At 62.0% G+C, this 22,113-nt stretch carries 24 protein-coding genes; 10 read left to right on the top strand and 14 right to left on the bottom strand.

What is annotated here, in order from left to right:
- The first annotated feature begins 138 nt into the window (after positions 1–138).
- Entirely contained in the window at positions 139–936 is a 798-nt protein-coding gene (locus BLT65_RS14205) for a 3-hydroxybutyrate dehydrogenase (RefSeq protein ID WP_036004200.1), read from the top strand.
- A 37-nt stretch (positions 937–973) separates the two neighbouring features.
- Positions 974–2,224 (top strand): DUF3734 domain-containing protein, encoded by a 1,251-nt coding sequence (locus BLT65_RS14200; protein ID WP_091778539.1) that lies wholly within the window; start codon positions 974–976, stop codon positions 2,222–2,224.
- A 104-nt stretch (positions 2,225–2,328) separates the two neighbouring features.
- Here BLT65_RS14200 and BLT65_RS14195 read toward each other — a convergent pair whose 3' ends face one another.
- Entirely contained in the window at positions 2,329–3,528 is a 1,200-nt protein-coding gene (locus BLT65_RS14195; protein WP_091778536.1) for an amino acid aminotransferase, read from the bottom strand.
- A 379-nt stretch (positions 3,529–3,907) separates the two neighbouring features.
- On the opposite strand from BLT65_RS14195, the gene uvrB reads away from it, so the two are divergent.
- From uvrB to BLT65_RS14165, 6 genes are all read left to right on the top strand, one after another.
- Positions 3,908–6,001, top strand: a complete 2,094-nt coding sequence (gene uvrB / locus BLT65_RS14190; RefSeq protein ID WP_091778534.1) for an excinuclease ABC subunit UvrB — start codon at positions 3,908–3,910, stop codon at positions 5,999–6,001.
- Positions 6,002–6,395: 394 nt separating this feature from the next.
- A complete protein-coding gene (locus tag BLT65_RS14185; protein ID WP_091778532.1) occupies positions 6,396–6,944 on the top strand; it encodes an iron transporter in 549 nt (182 codons plus the stop codon).
- Positions 6,945–7,032: 88 nt separating this feature from the next.
- Entirely contained in the window at positions 7,033–7,368 is a 336-nt protein-coding gene (locus BLT65_RS14180; protein ID WP_091778530.1) for a cupredoxin domain-containing protein, read from the top strand.
- Between the two features lie 63 nt (positions 7,369–7,431).
- A complete protein-coding gene (locus tag BLT65_RS14175) occupies positions 7,432–8,277 on the top strand; it encodes an FTR1 family iron permease (RefSeq protein ID WP_091778528.1) in 846 nt (281 codons plus the stop codon).
- Positions 8,274–9,683 carry a 4Fe-4S binding protein gene (locus tag BLT65_RS14170; RefSeq protein ID WP_091778526.1) on the top strand — a complete coding sequence of 470 codons (1,410 nt, stop codon included), beginning with the start codon at positions 8,274–8,276 and terminating at the stop codon, positions 9,681–9,683. The genes BLT65_RS14175 and BLT65_RS14170 overlap by 4 nt, the downstream gene beginning before the upstream one ends.
- Positions 9,684–9,717: 34 nt before the next feature.
- Complete coding sequence (locus BLT65_RS14165) at positions 9,718–10,125, top strand: GlcG/HbpS family heme-binding protein (protein WP_091778524.1); 408 nt, start codon at positions 9,718–9,720, stop codon at positions 10,123–10,125.
- A gap of 279 nt (positions 10,126–10,404) precedes the next feature.
- Here BLT65_RS14165 and hemP read toward each other — a convergent pair whose 3' ends face one another.
- From hemP to BLT65_RS14145, 4 genes are all read right to left on the bottom strand, one after another.
- On the bottom strand, positions 10,405–10,680 hold the full coding sequence (hemP, locus tag BLT65_RS14160) for a hemin uptake protein HemP (RefSeq protein WP_091778522.1): 276 nt from the start codon (positions 10,678–10,680) through the stop codon (positions 10,405–10,407).
- A gap of 144 nt (positions 10,681–10,824) precedes the next feature.
- A complete protein-coding gene (locus tag BLT65_RS14155; protein ID WP_042311644.1) occupies positions 10,825–11,316 on the bottom strand; it encodes an SRPBCC family protein in 492 nt (163 codons plus the stop codon).
- A 39-nt stretch (positions 11,317–11,355) separates the two neighbouring features.
- Positions 11,356–11,754, bottom strand: a complete 399-nt coding sequence (locus tag BLT65_RS14150) for an OsmC family protein (RefSeq protein ID WP_091778519.1) — start codon at positions 11,752–11,754, stop codon at positions 11,356–11,358.
- Between the two features lie 139 nt (positions 11,755–11,893).
- Positions 11,894–12,766 (bottom strand): pirin family protein, encoded by an 873-nt coding sequence (locus tag BLT65_RS14145; RefSeq protein WP_091778517.1) that lies wholly within the window; start codon positions 12,764–12,766, stop codon positions 11,894–11,896.
- 122 nt (positions 12,767–12,888) lie between these two features.
- Here BLT65_RS14145 and BLT65_RS14140 point away from each other — a divergent pair, with 122 nt between their 5' ends.
- Complete coding sequence (locus BLT65_RS14140) at positions 12,889–13,869, top strand: LysR family transcriptional regulator (RefSeq protein WP_042311639.1); 981 nt, start codon at positions 12,889–12,891, stop codon at positions 13,867–13,869.
- Between the two features lie 387 nt (positions 13,870–14,256).
- Here the strand turns inward: BLT65_RS14140 and BLT65_RS14135 are convergent, their stop codons facing one another.
- The 3 genes from BLT65_RS14135 to BLT65_RS14125 are packed head-to-tail and all read right to left on the bottom strand — an operon-like array spanning position 14,257 to position 16,193.
- Positions 14,257–14,676 carry an ExbD/TolR family protein gene (locus BLT65_RS14135; RefSeq protein WP_091778515.1) on the bottom strand — a complete coding sequence of 140 codons (420 nt, stop codon included), beginning with the start codon at positions 14,674–14,676 and terminating at the stop codon, positions 14,257–14,259.
- Positions 14,677–14,692: 16 nt separating this feature from the next.
- On the bottom strand, positions 14,693–15,424 hold the full coding sequence (locus tag BLT65_RS14130; RefSeq protein WP_042311636.1) for a MotA/TolQ/ExbB proton channel family protein: 732 nt from the start codon (positions 15,422–15,424) through the stop codon (positions 14,693–14,695).
- Between the two features lie 43 nt (positions 15,425–15,467).
- On the bottom strand, positions 15,468–16,193 hold the full coding sequence (locus BLT65_RS14125; protein WP_042311689.1) for an energy transducer TonB: 726 nt from the start codon (positions 16,191–16,193) through the stop codon (positions 15,468–15,470).
- Between BLT65_RS14125 and BLT65_RS14120 the strand changes: the two genes are divergently transcribed.
- On the top strand, positions 16,102–16,419 hold the full coding sequence (locus BLT65_RS14120) for a hypothetical protein (RefSeq protein WP_167306483.1): 318 nt from the start codon (positions 16,102–16,104) through the stop codon (positions 16,417–16,419). The two genes, BLT65_RS14125 and BLT65_RS14120, sit on opposite strands and share 92 nt — an antisense overlap.
- A 26-nt stretch (positions 16,420–16,445) precedes the next feature.
- On the opposite strand, the gene BLT65_RS14115 is transcribed toward BLT65_RS14120, so the two are convergent.
- From BLT65_RS14115 to BLT65_RS14090, 6 genes are all read right to left on the bottom strand, one after another.
- The gene (locus BLT65_RS14115; RefSeq protein ID WP_091778511.1) at positions 16,446–16,682 is read right to left on the bottom strand and encodes a (2Fe-2S)-binding protein; all 237 of its coding nucleotides are present in this window, start codon (positions 16,680–16,682) and stop codon (positions 16,446–16,448) included.
- A gap of 239 nt (positions 16,683–16,921) precedes the next feature.
- Positions 16,922–17,833, bottom strand: a complete 912-nt coding sequence (gene murI, locus BLT65_RS14110; RefSeq protein WP_091778509.1) for a glutamate racemase — start codon at positions 17,831–17,833, stop codon at positions 16,922–16,924.
- A gap of 95 nt (positions 17,834–17,928) precedes the next feature.
- Positions 17,929–18,408, bottom strand: coding sequence for a bacterioferritin (gene bfr, locus BLT65_RS14105; RefSeq protein ID WP_007590442.1), 480 nt, complete (start codon positions 18,406–18,408; stop codon positions 17,929–17,931).
- Between the two features lie 173 nt (positions 18,409–18,581).
- Entirely contained in the window at positions 18,582–20,105 is a 1,524-nt protein-coding gene (locus BLT65_RS14100) for a fumarate hydratase (RefSeq protein ID WP_091778507.1), read from the bottom strand.
- Between the two features lie 60 nt (positions 20,106–20,165).
- Positions 20,166–20,783 (bottom strand): TIGR00645 family protein, encoded by a 618-nt coding sequence (locus BLT65_RS14095; RefSeq protein ID WP_042311632.1) that lies wholly within the window; start codon positions 20,781–20,783, stop codon positions 20,166–20,168.
- 265 nt (positions 20,784–21,048) lie between these two features.
- A complete protein-coding gene (locus BLT65_RS14090; RefSeq protein ID WP_042311630.1) occupies positions 21,049–21,948 on the bottom strand; it encodes a DMT family transporter in 900 nt (299 codons plus the stop codon).
- Between the last annotated feature and the right edge of the window lie 165 nt (positions 21,949–22,113).

Genomic DNA, 22,113 nt, shown 5'->3' with positions numbered 1-22,113 from the left:
TAGTTCGCGTAGCTTCATGCACAATAGCGGAGTCGGCCGCAGTGCAACAATAGACCGGACGGCATATGCCATTCGGCCAGCTTTACGATGGCTGCGCGCCATGTTGTCATTGCTCAATCAACTGCATGGAGGTTCTGGATGTCGTCATCTAACGATAGTCTGAAAGGCAAGGTTGCCGTCGTCACGGGCGCGGCGAGCGGCATCGGCAAGCAGATCGCGTTGACGCTCTCGGCGGCGGGCGCGGCCGTCGCGATTGCGGACCTGAACCAGGACGGCGCGAACGCCGTCGCCGAAGAGATCAACAAGGCGGGCGGCAAGGCGCTCGGCGTCGCGATGGACGTCACGAACGAAGACGCCGTCAATCAGGGCATCGACAAGGTCGCGGCCGAACTCGGCTCAGTAGATATCCTGATTTCAAACGCCGGCATTCAGATCGTTAATCCGATCGAGAACTACTCGTTCTCGGACTGGAAGAAGATGCAGGCCATCCACGTCGACGGCGCCTTCCTCACCACGAAAGCCGCGCTCAAGCACATGTACAAGGACGATCGCGGCGGCATCGTGATCTACATGGGCTCCGTACACTCGCACGAAGCGTCGCCGCTGAAGTCGGCTTACGTGACGGCCAAGCATGCGCTGCTCGGCCTTTCGCGTGTGCTCGCGAAGGAAGGCGCGAAACATAACGTGCGCTCGCATGTCGTATGTCCGGGCTTTGTGCGTACGCCGCTCGTCGACAAGCAGATTCCCGAGCAGTCCAAGGAACTGGGCATCAGCGAGGAAGAAGTGGTCAAGCGCGTGATGCTCGGCGGCACGGTGGACGGCATCTTCACCACGGTCGAAGATGTCGCGCAGACGGTGCTGTTCCTGTCGTCGTTCCCGACGGCCGCGCTCACGGGGCAATCGTTCATCGTAAGCCACGGCTGGTATATGCAATGAACGCGCAATAAACGCGTAATAAGCGAGGAGGGTGATGATGGCGCAACGCGATTCACAACCGAGTGTGAAGCGGGCACGCGCCGGCGGTGCCGGCGCGGGAGAAAGCGAGCAGGCGGGCGCGGCGCCCAGCGTTCGCGCCAGTCATCACGCGGCGCTGCCTCAGTACGAGACCGTCGCGCTGATGCTGCAAGGCGGCGGCGCGCTGGGCGCGTATCAGGCTGGCGTGTATCAGGGGCTCGACGAGGCGGGCATTCTGCCCAACTGGTTAGCGGGCATTTCAATTGGTGCGCTGAACACGGCGATCATTGCGGGCAATGCGCCCGAGCATCGCGTCGAGAAACTGCGCGAGTTCTGGGAGACCATCTGCCAGCCGGCCTATGGTCCGCCCTTGCCGGCTGCCCTCGAGCAGGCTTTCTTCAATTCAAACGACACGGTGCGCAAGGCGTTCACTGCGATGCAGGCAGTCGGCGCGCTCGTCGACGGGCAGAAGGGCTTTTTCACGCCGCGTTTTCCACCGCCGTTGCCCGCCGTTTCTGTTCCGCCGCAACTCGCGAGCTATTACGACACGACGCCGCTCAAGGCGACGCTAGAGCGGCTATGCGATTTCGACCGGATCAACTCGAAGGAAGTGCATGTTTCGGTTGGCGCCGTGAATGTACACACGGGCAACTTCGCCTATTTCGACAATACCCATAAGACGCTGAGGCCGGAGCATTTCATGGCGTCGGGTGCGTTGCCACCGGGCTTCGGAGCCGTCGAAATCGACGGCGAGTATTACTGGGACGGCGGGCTGATGTCGAACACGCCGCTGTACGAGGTCGCGCAAGCCAGTCCGCGCCGCGATACGCTCGCGTTTCAGGTCGACTTGTGGAGCGCGCTGGGCCCCGTGCCGGACAACATCACGGATGTCCAAGGCCGGATGAAGGACATTCAGTATTCGAGTCGCACGCGCCTCGTCACGGACACGATGCAGCGCACGCAGCGCTTTCGGCATGTGCTGCGCGAAGTGCTCGATCGCGTGTCGCCTGAGCACCGCAATGATCCATGGTGCAAGCTTGCCGAAGAGCTATCGTGCTCGAAGCGCTACAACATCGTTCATCTGATCTACGGCAACAAGGAATACGAAGGGCACTACAAGGACTTTCAGTTCGGCTTGTCGACGATGCGTCAGCACTGGGAAAGCGGCCTCGAAGACATCCGCAATTCGCTTGCGCAGCCGGGCTGGCTCGATATGCCCGACAACGATGCAGCCTTCGTCACGCACGACATTCACCGCGACTTGCGTTGAGCGCGTTCCTCGCGTCAACGGCATGAAAAAAGGCGCTCGAAACGAGCGCCTTTTCAATTGCAAAGAGTAAGAGACAACGCCTCGCGCCGTCTCGCTCGCAATGGTTACTTCAGGACAGCGGCAACCGCGTTAGCCACCACGTCCAGGTTGCGCGTGTTCAGCGCGGCCACGCAGATACGGCCCGTGCTGACAGCATAGATGCCGAACTCTTCGCGCAGGCGGTCCACTTGCGCAGCCGTCAGACCCGAGTACGAGAACATGCCGCGTTGCGCGTTGACGAAGCTGAAGTCGCGGTCGATGCCCGCGGCCTTCAGGCGTTCGACGAGACCATTGCGCATCGCGCGAATGCGGTCGCGCATTTCACCCAGTTCCGTTTCCCACGTCGCGCGCAATTCCGGCGAGCCGAGCACGGCTGCGACGACGGCGCCGCCGTGCGTCGGCGGGTTCGAGTAGTTCGTGCGGATCACGCGCTTGAGTTGCGACAGCACGCGCGCCGCTTCTTCCTTGCTGCCCGTGATGATCGACAGTGCGCCGACGCGCTCGCCATACAGCGAGAACGACTTCGAGAAGGACGACGACACGAACACGTTCAGTTCCGATTGCGCGAACAGGCGCACCGCGGCTGCGTCGGCGTCGATGCCGTCGCCAAAGCCCTGATAGGCGATGTCGAGGAACGGCACGAGCGAGCGCGCCTTCACGACTTCGACCACCTGCTTCCATTGGTCGACCGTCAGATCGACGCCCGTCGGGTTGTGGCAGCACGCGTGCAGCACGACGACCGTGCCCGCTTCGTAGCTGTTAAGCGCGGACAGCATGCCCTCGAAGTTCACGCCTTGCGACTTCGCGTCGTAGTACGGATACGAGACGACTTCGAAGCCGGCGCTTTCGAACAGCGCGCGGTGGTTTTCCCAGCTCGGATCGCTGATCGCGACCTTCGATGCCGGATTGACGCGCTTCAGGAAGTCCGCGCCGATCTTCAGCGCGCCCGTGCCGCCCAGCGCCTGTGCCGTGACGACACGGCCAGCCGCGATCAGCGGCGAATCGTTGCCGAGCAGCAGTTTCTGCACGGCTGCGTCATAGACGCCGATACCTTCGATGGGCAGATAGCCACGCGGCAGTGCCGCTTCGATGCGTGCCTTTTCTGCTTCACGCACAGCGCGCAGCAGAGGAATCTTGCCTTCTTCATTGGTATACACGCCAACGCCAAGATTGACCTTGGTGGTGCGCGTATCTGCGTTGAAAGCTTCGTTCAGGCCCAGGATCGGGTCGCGGGGAGCGAGTTCGACAGCGGAGAACAGAGACATGATGATTCGGCAGTAGTGAAAAGAGGGACGACTTCGGATGCTGCTAGGAACCGTATGCACCGTATGGCGACCGGGTTCGGCAATTGCGGCGGAAAGTCCTGGTGCAGGTTCCGGCGACGCTTTCGACCGACGGCCGCGCTGGCGCGCAACGTGCCATTGTAACGAATCTCGCCGGGGTTTTTGACATCGGCAGGGCCCGCGGGTCGATTAATTTGCAATGAAAACAGCGATCTGGCGATGTTTTCATGCCGCGTTCGCATCAATCCGGACGCGCCAGCGGACGTGCGCCGGCTGCGTCCTGGGCGTCCGGCGAGGCGTCAGCCCGCCTGTTCGCAAAACGCTAGAATAGTCGTTTGCTCCCGGCCGAGGTGCCGCTTCCATGTCCGAACATCATCTGAGTGAAGTCCACGACGCTCTCGACGAATCCAAATTCGTGACGTTCGAGGGCTCCCCGTTCCGGCTCTATCAACCGTATCCGCCCGCAGGCGACCAGCCGACGGCCATCGACACGCTCGTCGAAGGCGTCGAGGACGGTCTGTCGTTCCAGACGCTGCTCGGCGTGACGGGTTCCGGCAAGACCTTCACGATGGCGAACACTATCGCGCGGCTGGGCCGGCCGGCCATCGTCTTCGCGCCGAACAAGACGCTCGCCGCGCAGCTGTACTCTGAGTTTCGCGAGTTTTTTCCGCGCAATGCCGTCGAATACTTCGTCTCGTACTACGACTATTACCAGCCGGAAGCGTACGTTCCGCAGCGCGATCTGTTCATCGAAAAGGACTCGTCGATCAACGAGCACATCGAGCAGATGCGGCTGTCCGCGACGAAGAGCCTGATGGAACGGCGCGACGTCGTGATCGTCGCAACTGTGTCGGCGATCTACGGTATCGGGAATCCGTCGGAATATCACCAGATGATTCTGACGCTGCGCACGGGCGACAAGATGGGGCAGCGCGACATCATCGCGCGTCTGATCGCGATGCAGTACAACCGCAATGAAGCCGACTTCGCGCGCGGTTCATTCCGCGTGCGCGGCGATACGATCGATATTTTCCCCGCCGAGCATGCGGAAATGGCGGTGCGCGTCGAGTTGTTCGACGACGAAATCGATACGTTGCAGCTCTTCGATCCGCTCACGGGCCGCGTGCGTCAGAAGATTCCGCGTTTCACCGTGTATCCGTCATCGCACTATGTGACGCCGCGTGAGACGGTCATGCGCGCCGTCGAGACGATCAAGTCCGAACTGCGCGACCGGCTCGAATTTTTCTACGGCGATGGCAAGCTCGTCGAAGCGCAACGGCTCGAGCAGCGCACGCGCTTCGATCTGGAAATGTTGCAGGAACTGGGTTTCTGCAAAGGCATCGAGAACTACTCGCGGCATTTCTCGGGCGCCGCGCCCGGCGAGCCGCCGCCGACGCTCGTCGACTACCTGCCCGCCGACGCGATGATGTTCCTCGACGAATCGCACGTGCTGATCGGCCAGTTGAACGGCATGTACAACGGCGACCGCGCGCGCAAGGAAAATCTCGTCGACTACGGCTTCCGGCTGCCGTCCGCGCTCGACAACCGGCCGCTCAAGTTCAACGAGTTCGAGCGCAAGATGCGCCAGGTCGTGTTCGTGTCGGCGACGCCCGCCGACTACGAGAAGAAGACGGCGGGGCAGGTGGCCGAGCAGGTCGTGCGCCCAACAGGCCTCGTCGATCCGGAAATCGAGGTGCGACCGGCGCGCACGCAGGTCGACGACGTGCTGGGCGAGATCAACGAGCGCGTGAAGGCGGGCGACCGCGTGCTCGTCACGGTGCTGACCAAGCGCATGGCCGAGCAACTGACGGAGTTTCTCGCCGATCATGGCGTGAAGGTGCGCTATCTGCACAGCGACATCGACACTGTCGAGCGCGTCGAAATCATTCGTGATTTGCGCCTGGGCACTTTCGACGTGCTGGTCGGGATCAACCTGTTGCGCGAAGGGTTGGACATTCCCGAAGTGTCGCTCGTCGCGATTCTCGATGCCGACAAGGAAGGTTTCCTGCGCGCCGAGCGCTCGCTGATCCAGACCATCGGCCGGGCCGCGCGTAACGTAAACGGCAAGGCGATTCTCTACGCGGACAAGACTACGGATTCAATGAAGCGCGCGATCGACGAAACCGAGCGGCGGCGCGCGAAGCAGATCGCGTTCAATACGGAGCGGGGCATCGTGCCGCGCGGCGTGGTCAAGCGGATCAAGGACATCATCGACGGCGTCTACAACGTCGATGAAGCGCGCGCCGAACTGAAGGAGCAGCAGGTTCGTGCGAAGTTCGAAGACATGTCCGAAAAGCAGATCTCCAAGGAGATCAAGCGGCTTGAGAAGCAGATGATGGAGCACGCGAAAAATCTCGAATTCGAAAAAGCGGCTCAGGTGCGAGACCAGCTGGCGTTGCTGCGCGAGCGGGTATTCGGCGCGAATGTCGGAGATCATCTGACGGGCACGGACTAGCTTCCGTCCACGTTTCCGCCGTTGCGGAAAGGCTACGAGGCGCGGCGCTTTGCCGCCGCGCATGTCGCTCCATGTCTCACTCCTTGTTCAGCCGCGACTCCATCGCGGCGCCTTGCCGCAAACACCACGAAAACTGCGCTTAAGCTTCGCGTAAGACCCTGTCGCAGCAAGGCTTTCGACGCTTTCGCATTTGTTTCTCCCTCCGAACAGTGATAAACTGGTTCAAGTATTGAGAATGGTTCGCATTACCGTTCGTTACTGCTTTCGCACTTGCGTTGGCGCATCGGACAATTCGCGAAAGACGTGAAGACCACGCGCTTGCGAGACCTCTTCAACGCGCCTTTCCGAGTACGGCTTTTCGTTGCTTCAGTCTAAAAAAACCAAAGGAGTTTCAATGCGCGTTTCGTCAATCTTTAGCGGCGGAGTAGCTGCCCTCGCTGCCGTTGCCGCGATGTCGGCGTCGGCCGCTGAATATCCGATCGGCAAGCAGCAGATCCGCGGCGGGATGGAAGTTGGCGCCGTCTATCTGCAACCGATCACGATGGACCCGGAAGGCATGATGCGCAAGGCGTCGGATTCCGACGTGCATCTGGAGGCCGACATCCATGCAGTCAAGAAGAATCCGACTGGGTTCGCAGAAGGTGACTGGATGCCTTATCTGCAAGTTCACTACGAACTGACGAAGCCGGGTTCGAGCTACGACCAGAAGGGCGACCTGATGGCGATGGTTGCCGACGACGGTCCGCACTACGGCGACAACGTCAAGCTCGCCGGCCCGGGCAAGTATCACCTGAAGCTGATCGTGGAACCGCCGATGCAGGAAGGCCACATGGCGTTCGGCCGTCACGTCGACAAGGAAACGGGCGTGGGCCCGTGGTTCAAGCCGTTCACGCTCGAATACGACTTCACGTTCGCGGGCATCGGCAAGAAGGGCGGTTACTGATCGGTATCGATCGCATCGCGATCCCTGATGCCGCGACGAGCGGCAATGAGCGGCGCGTGAGAGCGCGCCGCATTTTTAGGAAGGGTGCATGAGAGTCAATAAGAAGCTTGCCGTTCTCGCGATGGCGGCATCGTTCTTCGGCGTGGCGCACGCCGCCGAGGAAGCCGTGACGTTCAAGCTCGAAATGACGGACGGCAAGCTGACGCCGGCGCGTATCGAAGTGCCTGCGGGCAAGCGCATCCGGATCGAAGTGAAGAACACGGGTAAGGGCGCGGCGGAATTCGAAAGCGTCGAACTGCGCAAGGAAAAGGTTCTGGCGCCGGGCGCCGAATCGGTGGTCGTGATCGCTCCGCTCGATCCCGGCACCTACAAGTTCTTTGATGATTTCCATCAGCAGGCGCAGGGCGTGATCGTCGCCAAATGACGTCGCGGCAGCACGAGCCGTAACACGGACGCGCGGCGTCCACTGAAGTGGTTGGAGGTTTCGATGGGTCAGGTAGTGTTCATCGTTTGGCGAGAAAGCGTCGAGGCGCTGCTCGTCGTCGGCATTCTGTACGCGTGGCTGAAGAATGGCGACGAACAGGCGCGTCACGGTCTGCCGTATCTGTGGGCGGGCGTCGCAGCAGGCATTCTGGCCGCGATCGGCCTGGGCGCCGCGCTGGTCGGGTTCACCGAAGTGCTGTCGGGCGATGCGCAGGATTATTTCCAGACCGCGATGGTGCTGGTCGCCTGCGTGCTGATCGTGCAGATGGTGATCTGGATGAAGTCGCACGGGCGCACGCTCAAACGCGACATGGAACAGTCGCTAAAGAAGAGCACGCAGAGCGCGAACTGGTGGGGCGTTGCCGTGCTCGTGGCGCTGGCGATCGCACGCGAGGGCAGCGAGACGGTGATTTTTCTGTACGGCCTCGGTTTCGGCCAGTCGGGTCACGTGGGCATGAGCCAGATTCTTGCCGTGCTGCTGGGCCTCGGTCTCGCATTCGTCACGTTCTACCTGCTGCAACTGGGCGGCAAGATCTTCTCGTGGCGGCTGTTCTTCCGCGTCACGGAAATCATGCTGCTGTTCCTCGGCGCGGGCCTGTTCCAGACCGGCGTCGACAAGCTGATCGACAAGGAAATCCTGCCGACCATCGCTGACCGCATATGGAACACGTCGATGATTCTCGACGACTCCAGCACGTTCGGCTCGCTGGTCGCGACGCTGACGGGTTATCGCGCGCATCCGGCGTTGATGAACCTGATCACGTACGCGCTGTACTGGGTCGTCGTGTGGTATCTGATCCGCCGTTCGAAGCGCGTTCCCGCGCAACAGACGGCAGGGCGCGCGGCATGACGACGGCAGTCGCAAATCGCCGCAGCCGGCTTGCAGAAGCCGGCAACTGGATGCAGCGCCACGGCGCTGCCATCCGCGGTATTCAGTGGGTCGTCGTTGCCGTCTACGCTTTCCTGATTCTCGTGCCCGCGTTCACCGAACTGCCGGGCGACACCGCGCATCTGTGGAACAACCTGACGCTCGCGGCGCAGTTCGTGTTCTGGGGCATCTGGTGGCCGTTCGTGCTGCTGTCGATGGTGATGCTCGGACGCGTCTGGTGCGGCGTGCTGTGTCCCGAAGGCGCGCTCGCGGAGTTCGCGAGCAAATACGGACGAGGCTGGGCGATCCCGCGCTGGATGCGCTGGGGCGGTTGGCCTTTCGTCGCCTTCGGTTTGACGACGATCTACGGCCAGATGGTCAGCGTCTATCAGTATCCAAAAGCGGTCTTGCTGGTGTTAGGCGGATCGACCTTTGCCGCGATGATCATCGGGTTGCTATACGGTCGAGAGAAGCGCGTCTGGTGTAAATACCTGTGCCCCGTCAACGGGGTTTTTTCGCTTTTGGCGCGCCTCGCGCCGTTCCACTACAAAGTCGACGAAGACGCGTGGCGCCGGTCGTACAAGGAAGGCGAACACGGTCACCGCGTGATCCCGATCAACTGCGCGCCGCTCGTGCCGTTGCGCAACATGAAGGGCGCCTCTGCCTGCCATATGTGCGGCCGCTGCAGCGGGCATCGTGACGCGATCGAATTGACGTGGCGCAAGCCGTCGACGGAAGTGGTGAACCTCGGCGACAAGCAGGCGAGCGCCTGGGACACCGCGCTGATCCTCTACGGCCTGCTCGGCATCGCAATCGGCGCCTTTCACTGGACGGGCTCGCCGTGGTTCATCGACATCAAGCAGTCGCTCGCGACATGGCTCGTCGATCACGACATCATGTGGCCGCTCGACACGAACGCGCCGTGGTTCCTGTTTACACACTATCCGGAACAGAACGACGTGTTCTCGTGGCTCGATGGCACGATGATCATCGCCTACATCCTTGCGACGGGCGTGGTCTACGGCACGGTGCTGCTCGCGTTGCTGGCGGGCGCGACGCGCACGCTGGGACGCTTCGACATGACGCGCCTGCATCATCTTGCGCAAGCGCTGATTCCGATTGCGGGCACGGGCGTGTTCCTCGGCCTGTCGGCGACGACGCTGTCGCTGCTGAAGGCCGAGCATGTGCCGCTCGACTGGGCGTCGGACGTGCGCATCGCGATTCTCGTGATCGCGAATGCATGGAGCGCGTGGCTCGCGTGGCTCGTGACGCGCCGCTACACGGCGCGGGTTTTCCAGCGCGCGCTGTCGGTGGTATGGTTCATGGCAGCACTGGCCGTCGTCGATAGCGCGTGGTGGCTGATGTTCTGGTACTGGCCGGCACATTGATCGGCGGCGCGCCGCGTACCCGAGCGAGGCGCCCGTGAGAACCAAACCCGTATTGACCGACGAAGACGTCAGCAAGATGGCCGCCGCAGCGCAAGCGCATGCGGCGGCGAATCACTGGACCGTAACGATCGCGATTCTCGACGACGGCGGTCATCTCCTTCACCTGCACCGAATGGATGGCGCGGCACCCGGCACGGTCGACATGGCGACCGCGAAAGGGCGCACGGCCGCGCTCGGACGCCGCGAAACCAAGGTCTACGAAGACATCATCAAGCAGGGGCGCATCGCGTTTCTGAGTGCGCCGCTCGCCGCATTCGTGGAAGGCGGCGTGCCTATCGTCGTGGAAGGCGAGACGGTGGGCGCGATCGGCGTGTCGGGCGTGAAATCGGAGCAGGATACGGCGATTGCACGCGCGGGCATTGCCGCGCTCGAACTGCGCTGAAGGTTCTGCGCGGGCCGCAAAAGACAAAAGCCGTGCAGATGTAGTCATCTGCACGGCTTCTCGCTTCTGTCATTGATGAACGTTGCGCGATTCATACACGCACACGTCGCGGTGAGAACCAAAAAAACGGCCTGGCTTGCTTCGACGGCTGGCTTGGTGTCTGCACGAAGGGGTCTAGATCTCGCGTGCAAGCCGTCGTGGCTGGCTAGTGCCCAACACCTCTCTGGGAGGTGGTCCCCACAATACCCTGTACTAAAACAATCTTTACTGCGGCATTCGTTACTTCGTCAGAATCAGTTTGCCCAGTCGCGTTGCGCGCAACTGATACGTCTCACCGTTGTGCATGATGCTCACATGGCTGCGGCCCTGAAGCAGCGCATCGCTACGCAGCACGCGCTCGGACGTTTCTGCCGTCGTCGGCGCTGCGTCATTGCCATTGGCCGCATGGCGTTCTGCAGGCGCCGTCGTCACGGATTTGGCGGGACGACTGGTCGTCAGTGCCGCTGCCGCGGGGCGGCGCAGGCTAAGCGTGGAAGAGCGTGTCATGTTCGTCATGCTTGCCGTTGGTGTTCGTCGATTCGTTAGATTGATTCTAAATGATAACCATTCCCATTTACAAGGTTTCCAAATTAATCGGTTTGACGTTTCGATAGGCGAGGGGATTTTGCGCCGCCTGAAGGCTTTGGCGGCGCGCGGGATTTAGTGCAACTGGTCAGGCGTATTGCGCGCGCTGACGTACTGGCGGATCAGGCGGACCGTATCGATGTCCGACTCGCGATAGGCCGATTTCACGATCTCTTCCGTTTGATGCGCGTCCGGGTCGACGTTTTCGTCGGCGGACGGCAGGCTCGTCCTGTACTCGAAGCGCAGGAAGAGTTGCAGCTCGTCGGGCTGCTCGATGGTCATCGTCAGCGAGCCGCCGACGTAATCGGCCGTCGCGCTGATGTCGTAGCGCACGCTTTTTTGCGGCGTGAGCGTGACGTGATCGCGCACGGTCGCATGGCCGTAATGCAGCTCGCGCTCCATCGTGCTTTCCGTGCGCGACAGGATCGCGCAGCTGTCGAGGCCCATCACGAACAGCTGCGGCTGCTCCGCGCGCAGCACGAGCCCTTCCCACAGCTGTTCGCGCGTCAGCGATTCGACGAGCGGGTTGAGCGGATCGTTGATCTGAATGAGATGTTCGAAGTTCAAGACGACAGCTTCCTCTTAAAGCTCAATATTCACGCAATGTCACGCAACGGCCAGGCCCGTGCGGATCGAGATCGGATTGCTCAGGATCTTATGCACGGGACATGCATTGGCTATTTGCAGGAGTCGTTCCTGCTGTTCGTCCGACAGATTGCCCGTCAGGACGATCTGGCGGTCGATCGCCGTGCCGTCACATTCTTTCTGCATCGACAGTGTCACGCGCACTTCTTCGAGCGGCCAGCCTTTACGCTGCGCGTACATCTTCAGCGTAATCGACGTGCATGCGCCGAGGCTCGACAGCAGCAGGGAGTTCGGCGTCGGGCCGCGATCGCCGCCGCCCAGCGACTCGGGCTCGTCGGCGAGCCATGTGTGTGTGCCGTCGTCGAACAGCACCTGGAAATCCGTCGAGCCGATGTGTGCGGTGACCTTCGTGTCTGCCATGCGCGCTCCTGTGCGGGACGTTGAGTTGGAACAATAGCGCCGCGCGACGCATGACGCGGCGCGCGGCTCGAACCGCTATTGTGAACGAATTTGCTGCGATTCGCGGTTGAGTGCCTGCCGCGAAAAGCCGTATGGACGACTAGTGCGTGATCTGTCCCATGCGGCCGGCCTGATAGTCGATGACAGCCTGACGGATTTCGTCTTCCGTATTCATCACAAACGGGCCGTAACGGACGACAGGCTCGTTCAGCGGCACGCCGCCGAACAGCAGCACCTCGAGCGGTTCAGTGCCGGCGGCGATCGTCACCGTGTCGCCGTCGTTGTCGAACACGATCATCTGCTGCGCGTCGATTTCGAGCCGCTCGTCGCTATACAGGCCTTTTCCCGACAGCCCGTAAGCGAACACGCGATAGTCGCGCGGAACGGGATGCACAAGCTGCGCGCCAGGCTGCAGCGTGAAATGCTGATAGAGGATCGGCGTGCGCGTTTCGATCGCGGCCTTCACGCCGAGCGCCTCGCCGGCAATCACTTTCACGCGCACCTTGCCGTCGGCGGATGTCGCGACGGGAATCCCCGCCGACGGCATTTCCTGATAGCGCGGCGCGATCATCTTGTCGCGCTTGGGCAAGTTCACCCACAGCTGCAGGCCATGCACGCGGCCTCCTGTCGCGATGAAAGAAGGGTCGGGCATTTCGCTATGCACGACGCCCGCGCCCGCCGTCATCCATTGCACATCGCCCGCGCGCAGCGTGCCCGAGTGGCCCGCCGAATCCTTGTGACCAAACTGCCCTTCGAGCACGTACGTGACCGTCTCGAAGCCGCGATGCGGATGATCTGGCGCGCCTTTCGCCTCGCCGGGCGCGTAGTCGACGGGGCCCATTTCGTCGAGCAGCAGAAACGGGTCGAAATCCATCAGCATGCGGGTCGGAAACGGGCGGTGGACGACGAAACCGCCGCCTTCAACCGTGCGTACGGAAGGATACGTGCGTTCGATCGTGCGGGTCGCGCTCATCAAAATCACCTCGAAAATTGGGGAATAGCGTTATTTCTGAAACATAGGGCTATTATATGGACCGTTTTGGGCCGTGATAGGCCGTCTATCGCAATGGATTGTTCTGCTAGTGAAACGATGACATGAAGATCGATTCGCATAACCTGAATGACCTGATGTATTTTTCGCAGGTCGTCGAACACGGCGGGTTCTCCGCCGCCGAACGCGTGCTCGGCATTTCGAAGTCGCGCCTGTCGCGCCGGCTGACGGAGCTGGAGGCGTCGCTGGGCGTGCGTCTCTTGCAGCGCTCGACGCGCAAGCTCGCGCTGACGGAAGCAGGGCAACTGTTCTACCAGCACTGTCAGGCGATGCTCTCCGAGGCGCAGGCGGCCGTCAACGTCGTGCAGCAGTTGCGCTCGTCGCCGCGCGGCACGGTGCGCGTGAGCGTCCCCGTGACGATCTCGCAGACCATCATGTCGCAGATCATGCCGGAGTTCATGCACCGTTTTCCGGAAGTGCGGGTCGTGATGCGCGTAACGAATCGCGTGGTCGATCTGTTCGAGGATTCGATCGACGTCGCGCTGCGCGTGCGCTCGGAGCCGCCCGAAAACGCGAATATCGTCGTGCGGCCGTTGTGGCGCACACAGCAGATGCTGGTCGGCGCGCCGAGCCTCCTGAGCCAGAACGCGCCGCCGCTCGAGCCCGCGGACCTGAAGCGCTTCGAAACGCTCGATACGCCCACAGGCGACGGCCGCCACGTCTACAACCTGATCGCGCCCGACGGCACGCGCCACGCGCACGACCATGAACCACGCCTCGTCACTGCCGACCTGATGATGATCCTGGAAGCGGCGCTCGCGGGCGTCGGCATCGCGGCGCTGCCGGAAATGATGTATGGCGCGGCGCTGCGCAGTGGCCGCCTGTCGCCCGTGATGGCGGGCTGGACGCTACCGTCCCCGCAGTTGTACGCCGTCTTTCTGTCGCGGCAGGGCATGGTGCCCGCCGTGCGGACCTTCGTCGACTATCTCGTCGAGATGCTCGATCCCGACGTCGGCAAGCATATTCAGCAGGAATGCCCGGAGCGCGATGCGAAAAATCTGCGGCTGAAAGCGGCTGTTGCATGACCCGCCAGGCGCGTACTTTCACGCACACGCAGGAAGTGAAATACCTTTTCGCCATGCAAGCGCGGCCGGCGATGGATACTTTCAATGGCCGCGGGCTTGAATGGAAAAGCCCACGGGCTTATATTGAAATCCCTTCGCTAAGGAGTGTCCTATGCGAAAAATCACGGCCGCTTTGATAGCGAGCCTGATAGGGCTGACAGCGTTGTCCGTGTCGACCACGGCTTTCGCATGTGGTGATCAGGTCCAAAGCACAAGCAATGGTAAATGATCCCACCGCCCGAAGGCGCCGAGTGCGCATGAAAAAAGGCCTTCATCCGACGATGAAGGCCTTTTACTTTTAGCCCTCGGAAAACAGGGCTCTCGTTCGAACGGAAGAGGGCGGCACGCTCAGTGTGCCTTCGGTTCCGTGACGAAACCGATCTTCGTCAGGCCGCCCGCCTGGGCCGCCGACATCACCTGCGCCACCTTCTCGTACGCGACCTTGCGGTCCGCGCTCAGATGCAGTTCCGGTTGCGGCTCCTGCTGCGCAGCAGCGGCGATCTTCGCCTGCAGCATGTCGTCGGAGATCTTCTGTTCGTCCCACATCAGGTTGCCGTCGGCATCGATCGCAATCGTCACCTGCGCGGGTTTTGTGTCTTCCTTCTGGCTGCTCGCGTGCGGCAGATCGATCTTCACCGCATGGCGGATCACGGGGATCGTCACCATGAACACGATCAGGAGAACCAGCATGACGTCGACGAGCGGCGTCATGTTGATTTCATTCATGAGGCCGTCGTCATCGTCGCCGGCGAAAGGGCTCATTGCCATCGCTATGTCTCGCTATTTAGTTGGCGCGGGTCGCGAGCCGAAGACCGTCTCCGCGCTTCGACGACGACAGGCGGGCGCCCGTGACGAAGAACGCATGGAGGCCGTGTGCAAAGCGGCTCAGCTTGCTGACGATGCCCTTGTTGGCACGCGTCAGCGCGTTGTAGCCGAGCACGGCGGGAATCGCGACGAACAGACCGAAGGCCGTCATGATGAGCGCTTCGCCTACGGGGCCGGCGACCTGATCGATCGACGATTGACCCGCTGCGCCGATCGACAGCAACGCGTGATAAATGCCCCACACCGTGCCGAACAGGCCGACGAACGGCGCGGTGCTGCCGATCGACGCCAGCACCGCAAGGCCGCTCTGCATACGCGCGACGCTTTCGTCCATCGTGTCTTTCAGGCAGCGCGTGACCCAGTCCGACACGTCCATACGGTCGTGCAGATGCGGCTGCGTCTGATGATGGTGATCGGCGGCTTCCTGGCCCGACAGCGCGAGCGCGAGGAACGGGTTCTCGGCCGGCGACGACGTGTCGCGGCCGAGCTTCTTCATGCCGTCGGCGAAATCGTCCGAATGCCAGAATGCCTTTTCGGCGTTCTTCGTCAGGCGGTTCAGGCGCATCACGTTCCAGCTCTTGACGACGATCACGCTCCACGACAGCACCGACATGATCAGCAACGCCACCGCGATGCCGCGTGTGACGAAATCCCCTTGTGCCCAGACGTGGGCAATACCGTAGTTCTGCATGGCAATTCCTTTTTTCTTTGAAATTCTGGTCAGCTGATCAAGGTCAATTGTTCAGGCTGAAGTCGAACGGCTGGACGGCGGGCACGCGAGTCGGCTCGCCGTCCACCAGATACGGTTTGCACGAACTGGAACGAATCGCGTCGAGCGCGGCCTGATCCAGGCGATCGGAGCCGCTGCTCTTCTTCAGTTCGATGTTTTCGATCCGGCCCGACGCCGACAGAATGAACTGCACGACCGCGCGGCCCGTTTCGCCGCGGCGACGCGACATCGCCGGATAAGTCGGCTCGACGATGCTGCAGTTCAGATGCGACGCGTCCTTGGGCGCGGTGATCGACATCACCGTTTTCGCCGCGGGAGCGGCCGGCGCGGGTGCAGCAGGTGCCGGCGGCGCGGGCGGAGCCGGCTCGGGCGCGCTGATTTCGTGCTGCGATGGCGCTTGCGCGACGGGCATCGGAGTCGGCGTGGGCTTCGGAGTCGGGCGCGGCTGCACCTTCGGCTTGACCTTCTGGATGGGCACGGGCTTCGGCGGCGGCGGGGCCGATTCGATCGCGACAGGCGCAGCGGCAGGGGCCGGCGGCGGCAGCAGCTCCGCTGTGATCGTACGCGGCGTTTCGACCGGCAACGGTGTAACCGTACGCACCGTGAACGCAATAGCGAGCGCGATGACGTGAAGTCCGATGACGATCCCCGTCACCGTGGCGATACGCGGGTTGATTCGGGCGGAAGCGTCCGGCGCGAAGCCGGTTGGGAGAGAAGGCGTGGCCTGCATGGTTAGCGTGGCGGCGCGCCGGCAATGCAGCACGTCATGCAAAACAGCGTCATGTTCGGAATATCAGCAACGAAATACAAACGGTGGTCAGAAAACCGATCAGCAATTCCATCTCGAACTCCTCGAAGAATGGCGTCGCTGGCTGGTGTCGGACTGGCTTGCTGACGGCGGAAACGAAAGAATTACAGCGCCCGATAATGGCACGCTTTTCGAAGCACTTTCTTGAAATGCGTCAAAGGCCGGGAATGGACTTCAGGCGGCCTTGCGTTCGTAGAACGTCAGCGGCGCCGTTTGCGTGTGATGCTCGACGCCGCAGCGGCTCGCGCAGACGCCGCATTGCGCCATCACGTCCCGAACGGACTCCTCGCACTTGCCGCAGCACATGGCGACGCCTAGCTCGAACTGAAGCTCGTCGAATGAATCGACGCCTTCGGCGATCGTTGCACGGATTTTCCGGTCGGACACTGACTTGCACACGCAGACAATCATGACAGCTCGCGATAGCTAACGTTAATGCGAATTATTATCATTTTGTTTGGGCGGTTTGGCAAGCCTCCCAGGCAAAATTTTGTAACAAAACCAGCCTGTTAGAAGGGTTTCGTCCGGCGCCGCGCGATCGTTCAAGTGGCGGTGGGGCGTTGTGGGGGCGGGTTTCCGTCGCTCGGCGGCGTATTTGATGCGGTGGCGACGCATGGAAACCGTCGGCGGCACGGCATCGTCCGCCAGCCTCAGGCGGCGTGCGAATCCGGCGTGATCGTACGGCGCGACGGAATATGCACGCGCTCGACGGGCGCATCGATGTCGAGTAGCGTCGCCGCGAGCTGTTTGAGGTGCGCGCCGTCGCTGGTCGAGCAGAAGCGCGGCTGCGGCACGGCGTCGCGCGCAGGCGCACGCAGCCCTTGCTGGTCGAGCACGCGCTCCAGTTGCCGGGCGATCGCGACGCTCGTGTCGATCAGCGTCAGCCGGTCGCCGGCGATATCGCGGATCGCCGCATCGAGAAACGGGTAGTGCGTGCAGCCGAGCACCAGCGTATCGGCGCCGGCGTCGAGCATCGGCTGAAGGTAGCTTTCGATCAGCGCGCGCAATTCGGGCGAGCCGATGTCGCAGCGCTCGACCGCCTCGACGAGGCCGTGGCCCGGCTGGCACAGAAAACGGCAGTCACTGGCGTAGCGTTCGAGCAACCCTTGGAAGCGGGCGCTGCGCAGCGTCACGCGGGTCGCCAGCACGCCCGCCACGCGCGATTTCGACTGCAACGCCGCGGGCTTCACGCCCGGTTCGACGCCGATCAACTGGATAGGCAATTTTTCGCGCACAAGCGCGATCGACTGCGCGGTCGCCGTGTTGCAAGCGACCACCAGCGCCTTCGCGCCCTGCGCGACGAGCCATTCGCCGATCGCAAGCGTGCGGTCGGCGATGAAATCGTCGTCGCGCTCGCCGTAGGGCGCATAGAGCGAATCCGCGACGTAGATCAGCGCTTCGTCCGGCAGTTGCGAGCGGACCGCGCGCAGCACCGACAATCCACCGAGACCCGAGTCGAAGATGCCGACGGGCGCGCGCGGATCGAGCGAGGTGAGGGGCCGAATCGAAGCGGAAGTAGCGGAGGCGGGGGACGAAGCGGTCATGGTTTCGACGGAAGCCATATAAGAGAATCCGCGCAGCGCGTGTGAACGAACGTTGCGCGGATCGGACCGCAGAAGTGTATCAGGAGTGGGGACGCTCCCAGTTGGGTGTCGTCTTATTCTTCCTGCGAGCCCATTGCCGACTGCTGGTAGTTCTGGATGCCGACCTTGTCGATCAGGTCGATCTGCGTTTCGAGCCAGTCGATATGTTCTTCGGTGTCGTCGAGAATCGTCGTGAAGATTTCGCGCGAGATGAAATCACGCACCGACTCGCAATAAGCGATGGCTTCCTTGCACGTACCCTGCGAGATGGTTTCGAGCTTCAAATCGCATTCGAGAATTTCTTTGGTTTCTTCGCCGATCAGCAGCTTGTGCAGATCCTGGAGATTCGGCAGGCCATCGAGCATGAAAATGCGTTCGATCAGCAAGTCGGCGTGCTTCATTTCACCGATCGATTCGTCGTACTCATGCTTGCCCAGCTTCTCGAGACCCCAGTGCTTGTACATCCGCGCGTGCAGGAAATACTGGTTGATTGCGGTCAGTTCGTTCTTCAACTGGGCGTTCAGATATTCGATGACTTTTTTATCGCCTTGCATGACGTTTCCTCTTCAAGAGCTGGGTTTTCCAACAACAATAAACGTCTGAAAACTAAAAGCCAAGGACGAATATGGTTGTTGAGAATCATTCACGCAATTTAATTTGTATTTCGCGTGAATAATAAAAAAGCCGGGACTATAACGTCCCGGCTTCGGTAAAACAAAGAAAATCGTTAAGCAGTGGCGACGGGAATCTTACCGATCTTCGCTTGCCATTCCTTCGGTCCCGTTTGATGAACCGACGTGCCGTTCGAATCGACGGCGACCGTCACGGGCATGTCCTGCACGTCGAATTCGTAGATGGCTTCCATGCCGAGATCTTCGAACGCGAGCACCTTCGCGCTGCGGATCGCCTTCGACACGAGATACGCCGCGCCACCCACAGCCATCAGATATGCAGCCTTGTGCTTCTTGATCGCCTCGATCGCGACGGGGCCGCGCTCGGCCTTGCCGATCATCGAGATCAGGCCGGTTTGCGCGAGCATCGTTTCCGTGAACTTGTCCATGCGCGTCGCGGTGGTCGGGCCTGCCGGGCCGACCGCCTCGTCGCGGACAGGGTCGACGGGGCCGACGTAGTAGATCACGCGGTTGGTGAAATCGACGGGCAGCTTTTCACCCTTCGCGAGCATGTCGGCGATGCGCTTGTGCGCGGCGTCGCGGCCCGTCAACATCTTGCCCGACAGCAGCAGCGTCTGGCCCGGCTTCCACGATGCGACTTCTTCCGGCGTCAGCGTGTTCAGGTCGACGCGCTGGCTCTTCTCGGTGTCCGGTTCCCACTGCACCTTCGGCCATGCGTCGAGCGACGGCGCTTCGAGCTTCGCGACGCCCGAGCCGTCCAGCGTGAAGTGCGCGTGGCGCGTGGCCGCGCAGTTCGGGATGATCGCGATCGGCTTGGATGCCGCGTGCGTCGGCGCGGCCATGATCTTCACGTCGAGCACGGTGGCGAGACCGCCGAGACCTTGCGCGCCGATGCCGAGCGCGTTGACCTTCTCGTGCAGTTCGACGCGCAGTTCTTCGATCCAGCCCTGCGGGCCGCGCGCGATGACGTCCTGAATGTCGATCGGGTCCATCAGCGATTCCTTCGCCATCAGCATCGCCTTTTCAGCCGTGCCGCCGATACCGATGCCGAGCATGCCGGGCGGGCACCAGCCAGCGCCCATCGTCGGCACGGTCTTCAGGATCCAGTCGACGATCGAATCCGACGGGTTCAGCATCGCGAACTTCGACTTGTTCTCCGAGCCGCCGCCCTTGGCCGCGACTTGCACGTCGACCTTGTCGCCCGGCACGATCTCGTAGTGGATCACAGCCGGCGTGTTGTCCTTCGTGTTCTTGCGCGCGCCTTCGGGCGGGCTCACGATCGACGCGCGCAGCACGTTGTCCGGGTTCAGGTAACCGCGGCGCACGCCTTCGTTGATCATGTCGGTGACGGACATCGTCGCGCCATCCCAGCGCACGTCCATGCCGACCTTCACGAACACTGTGACGATGCCAGTGTCCTGGCAGATCGGGCGCTTGCCTTCGGCGCACATGCGGCTGTTCGTCAGGATCTGCGCAATCGCGTCCTTCGCGGCCGGGCTCTCTTCGAGTTCGTACGCGCGGCCAAGCGCTTCGATGTAGTCGAGCGGATGGTAGTAGCTGATGTACTGCAGCGAGTCCGCAATACTCTGGATCAGGTCTTCCTGTTTGATGACGGTCATGGCTAGGCTCAGTGGGGCAGTGTCGCGTTCGTTATCGCGGCCGCTTGACGACGCGGCCGGTCAGACGCGTTCATGGGAGTGGGAAATCGTTGTGTTGTTGCCGTGCGCAGCGGCGCCGCGCGCCGCGGGCTCATGAAAATGCTCCGGGTGCGTGTGCGTGGTCAACCGGTCGACGAACGCCATCACCAGCGCCGACACGAGGAACGTGACGTGGATGATGACCTGCCACATCACGGCCTGCTGCGTGTGCTTGTCCGGGTCGATGAAGGTCTTCAGCAGATGAATCGACGAGATGCCGATCAGCGCCATCGACAGCTTCACCTTCAGCACGCCCGCGTTCACGTGGTCGAGCCATTCGGGCTCGTCGGGATGACCTTCCAGGCCGAGGCGCGAGACAAAGGTTTCATACCCGCCGACGATCACCATGATCAGCAGGTTCGAGATCATCACCACGTCGATCAGGCCGAGCACGACCAGCATGATGTTGGTTTCGTCGAGCGTCATCGCGTGCGTGACGAGGTGCCACACTTCCTTCGCGAACAATACGACGTAGACGCCTTGAGCGACGATCAGGCCGAGATACAGCGGCACCTGCAGCCAGCGGCTCATGAAGATCACGGAGGGCAGAAGGCGCATGCGGCGCGGCTGGCCGGACAGAGTGGGGCGCGGAGCGGTCATGTATGGTCGACGTAGTGTTGGCGCTTCTTGGTGACGGATACGGCGGGCAAGGGCGCGCTCGCTTCGACGGCGGCGGATCACGTGAAAAGCGAACGACCGGCAGTCGGCGGCACGGCGGTGAAACCGGCCGGCAAGGCGCGCTGGGCGCGATATTGTACAGCGTGATCCGTGACAGCCATGTCGAAGCGGGCACCCGGGCACTTATGCAGGCGCAAGGCAGCACGGCGCCGCGGCGCGCCATGTCTCGCTTCCTTTTGATTTCATGTCACGAAGCGACGGGCGGCACGCGCCGTGCCTTCAGGCTCGCCAGAGCGATGCCCGCGACCACGCAGGCGAGCGCGATGCCATGCGCGAGCGTCGGCCGCTCGTCGAGGAACACGATCCCGTAGATCGCGGCGGCGACGGGCAGCACCGCGCTGAACACGCCGGCGAGACTGCCCGGCACATGGCGGATGCCCTTCATCCACAGCCAGAACGAGAAGATGCTGGCCGACAGGCCGTACCAGAGCACCAGCGCCCAGATGCCGACGTGTACGCTCGTGTAATGGAAGGCGAACAGCGACGACACGCCGAGTGGCAGCATCAGCAACAGGCCGAACAGATGCGTGTACGCGCAGATGTCGATGGGCGCGAGGGTCTGCGTGAGCCGGCGCGACAGGATCACATAGAGCGATTCGCAGCAAACCGCGCCGAGCACCATCAGGTTGCCGGCGAACGAACTTTCACTCGATGCGCCCGGGGCGGCGCCCGCATGCGCGAGATTGATGACGACCACGCCGGCGATCGCCAGCGCAATCGACGCCAGCGCGCGGCGATCCGGCTTTTCCTTGAGGAAGATCCACGAGAACAGCGCGACCACGGCGGGAATCGTGCTCGTGATGACGCCCGCCGCGACGGCGCTGGTCCGATGCACGCCGTTGAGCATCAGCAGCGTAAACCCGAATGTGCCGAACAGAGCCTGCAGGAAGAGATTGAGCCATTCGCCCGCTTTCACGCGGCGCAGCTTGTTCACGCGCAGGAGCGGCCATAGCACGGCCATGGCGATCACAAAGCGCAGCAGGGCAAAGAGGGGAACGGGAACGAACGCGACAATCGACTTGCCGATGCCGACGTTGCTGCCGACGAGTAGCATCGCGGCGATGAGGAACAGTGAGTAGCGGTTCAAGCTGGAATCCGGACGACTAGATCAGTTAGCATTGTAAAAGGGCGCTAACATCGCCGCATAGTGAGCCTTGCACTCCGCTTGCAGCGCCGCACTCCGAGTCGCCGCACCTGGTGTTTAGCCTGACACACGCTCGACCCGCACGTAAGAACGCGGTAAGTTGCAACG

Origin of the sequence: Paraburkholderia steynii, assembly GCF_900100565.1 — a bacterium.
GTDB classification, from domain to species: Bacteria; Pseudomonadota; Gammaproteobacteria; order Burkholderiales; family Burkholderiaceae; genus Paraburkholderia; species Paraburkholderia terrae.
The sequence above is the reverse complement of the archived record's forward strand: the minus strand, read 5'-3'. Positions and strand labels throughout refer to the sequence as shown.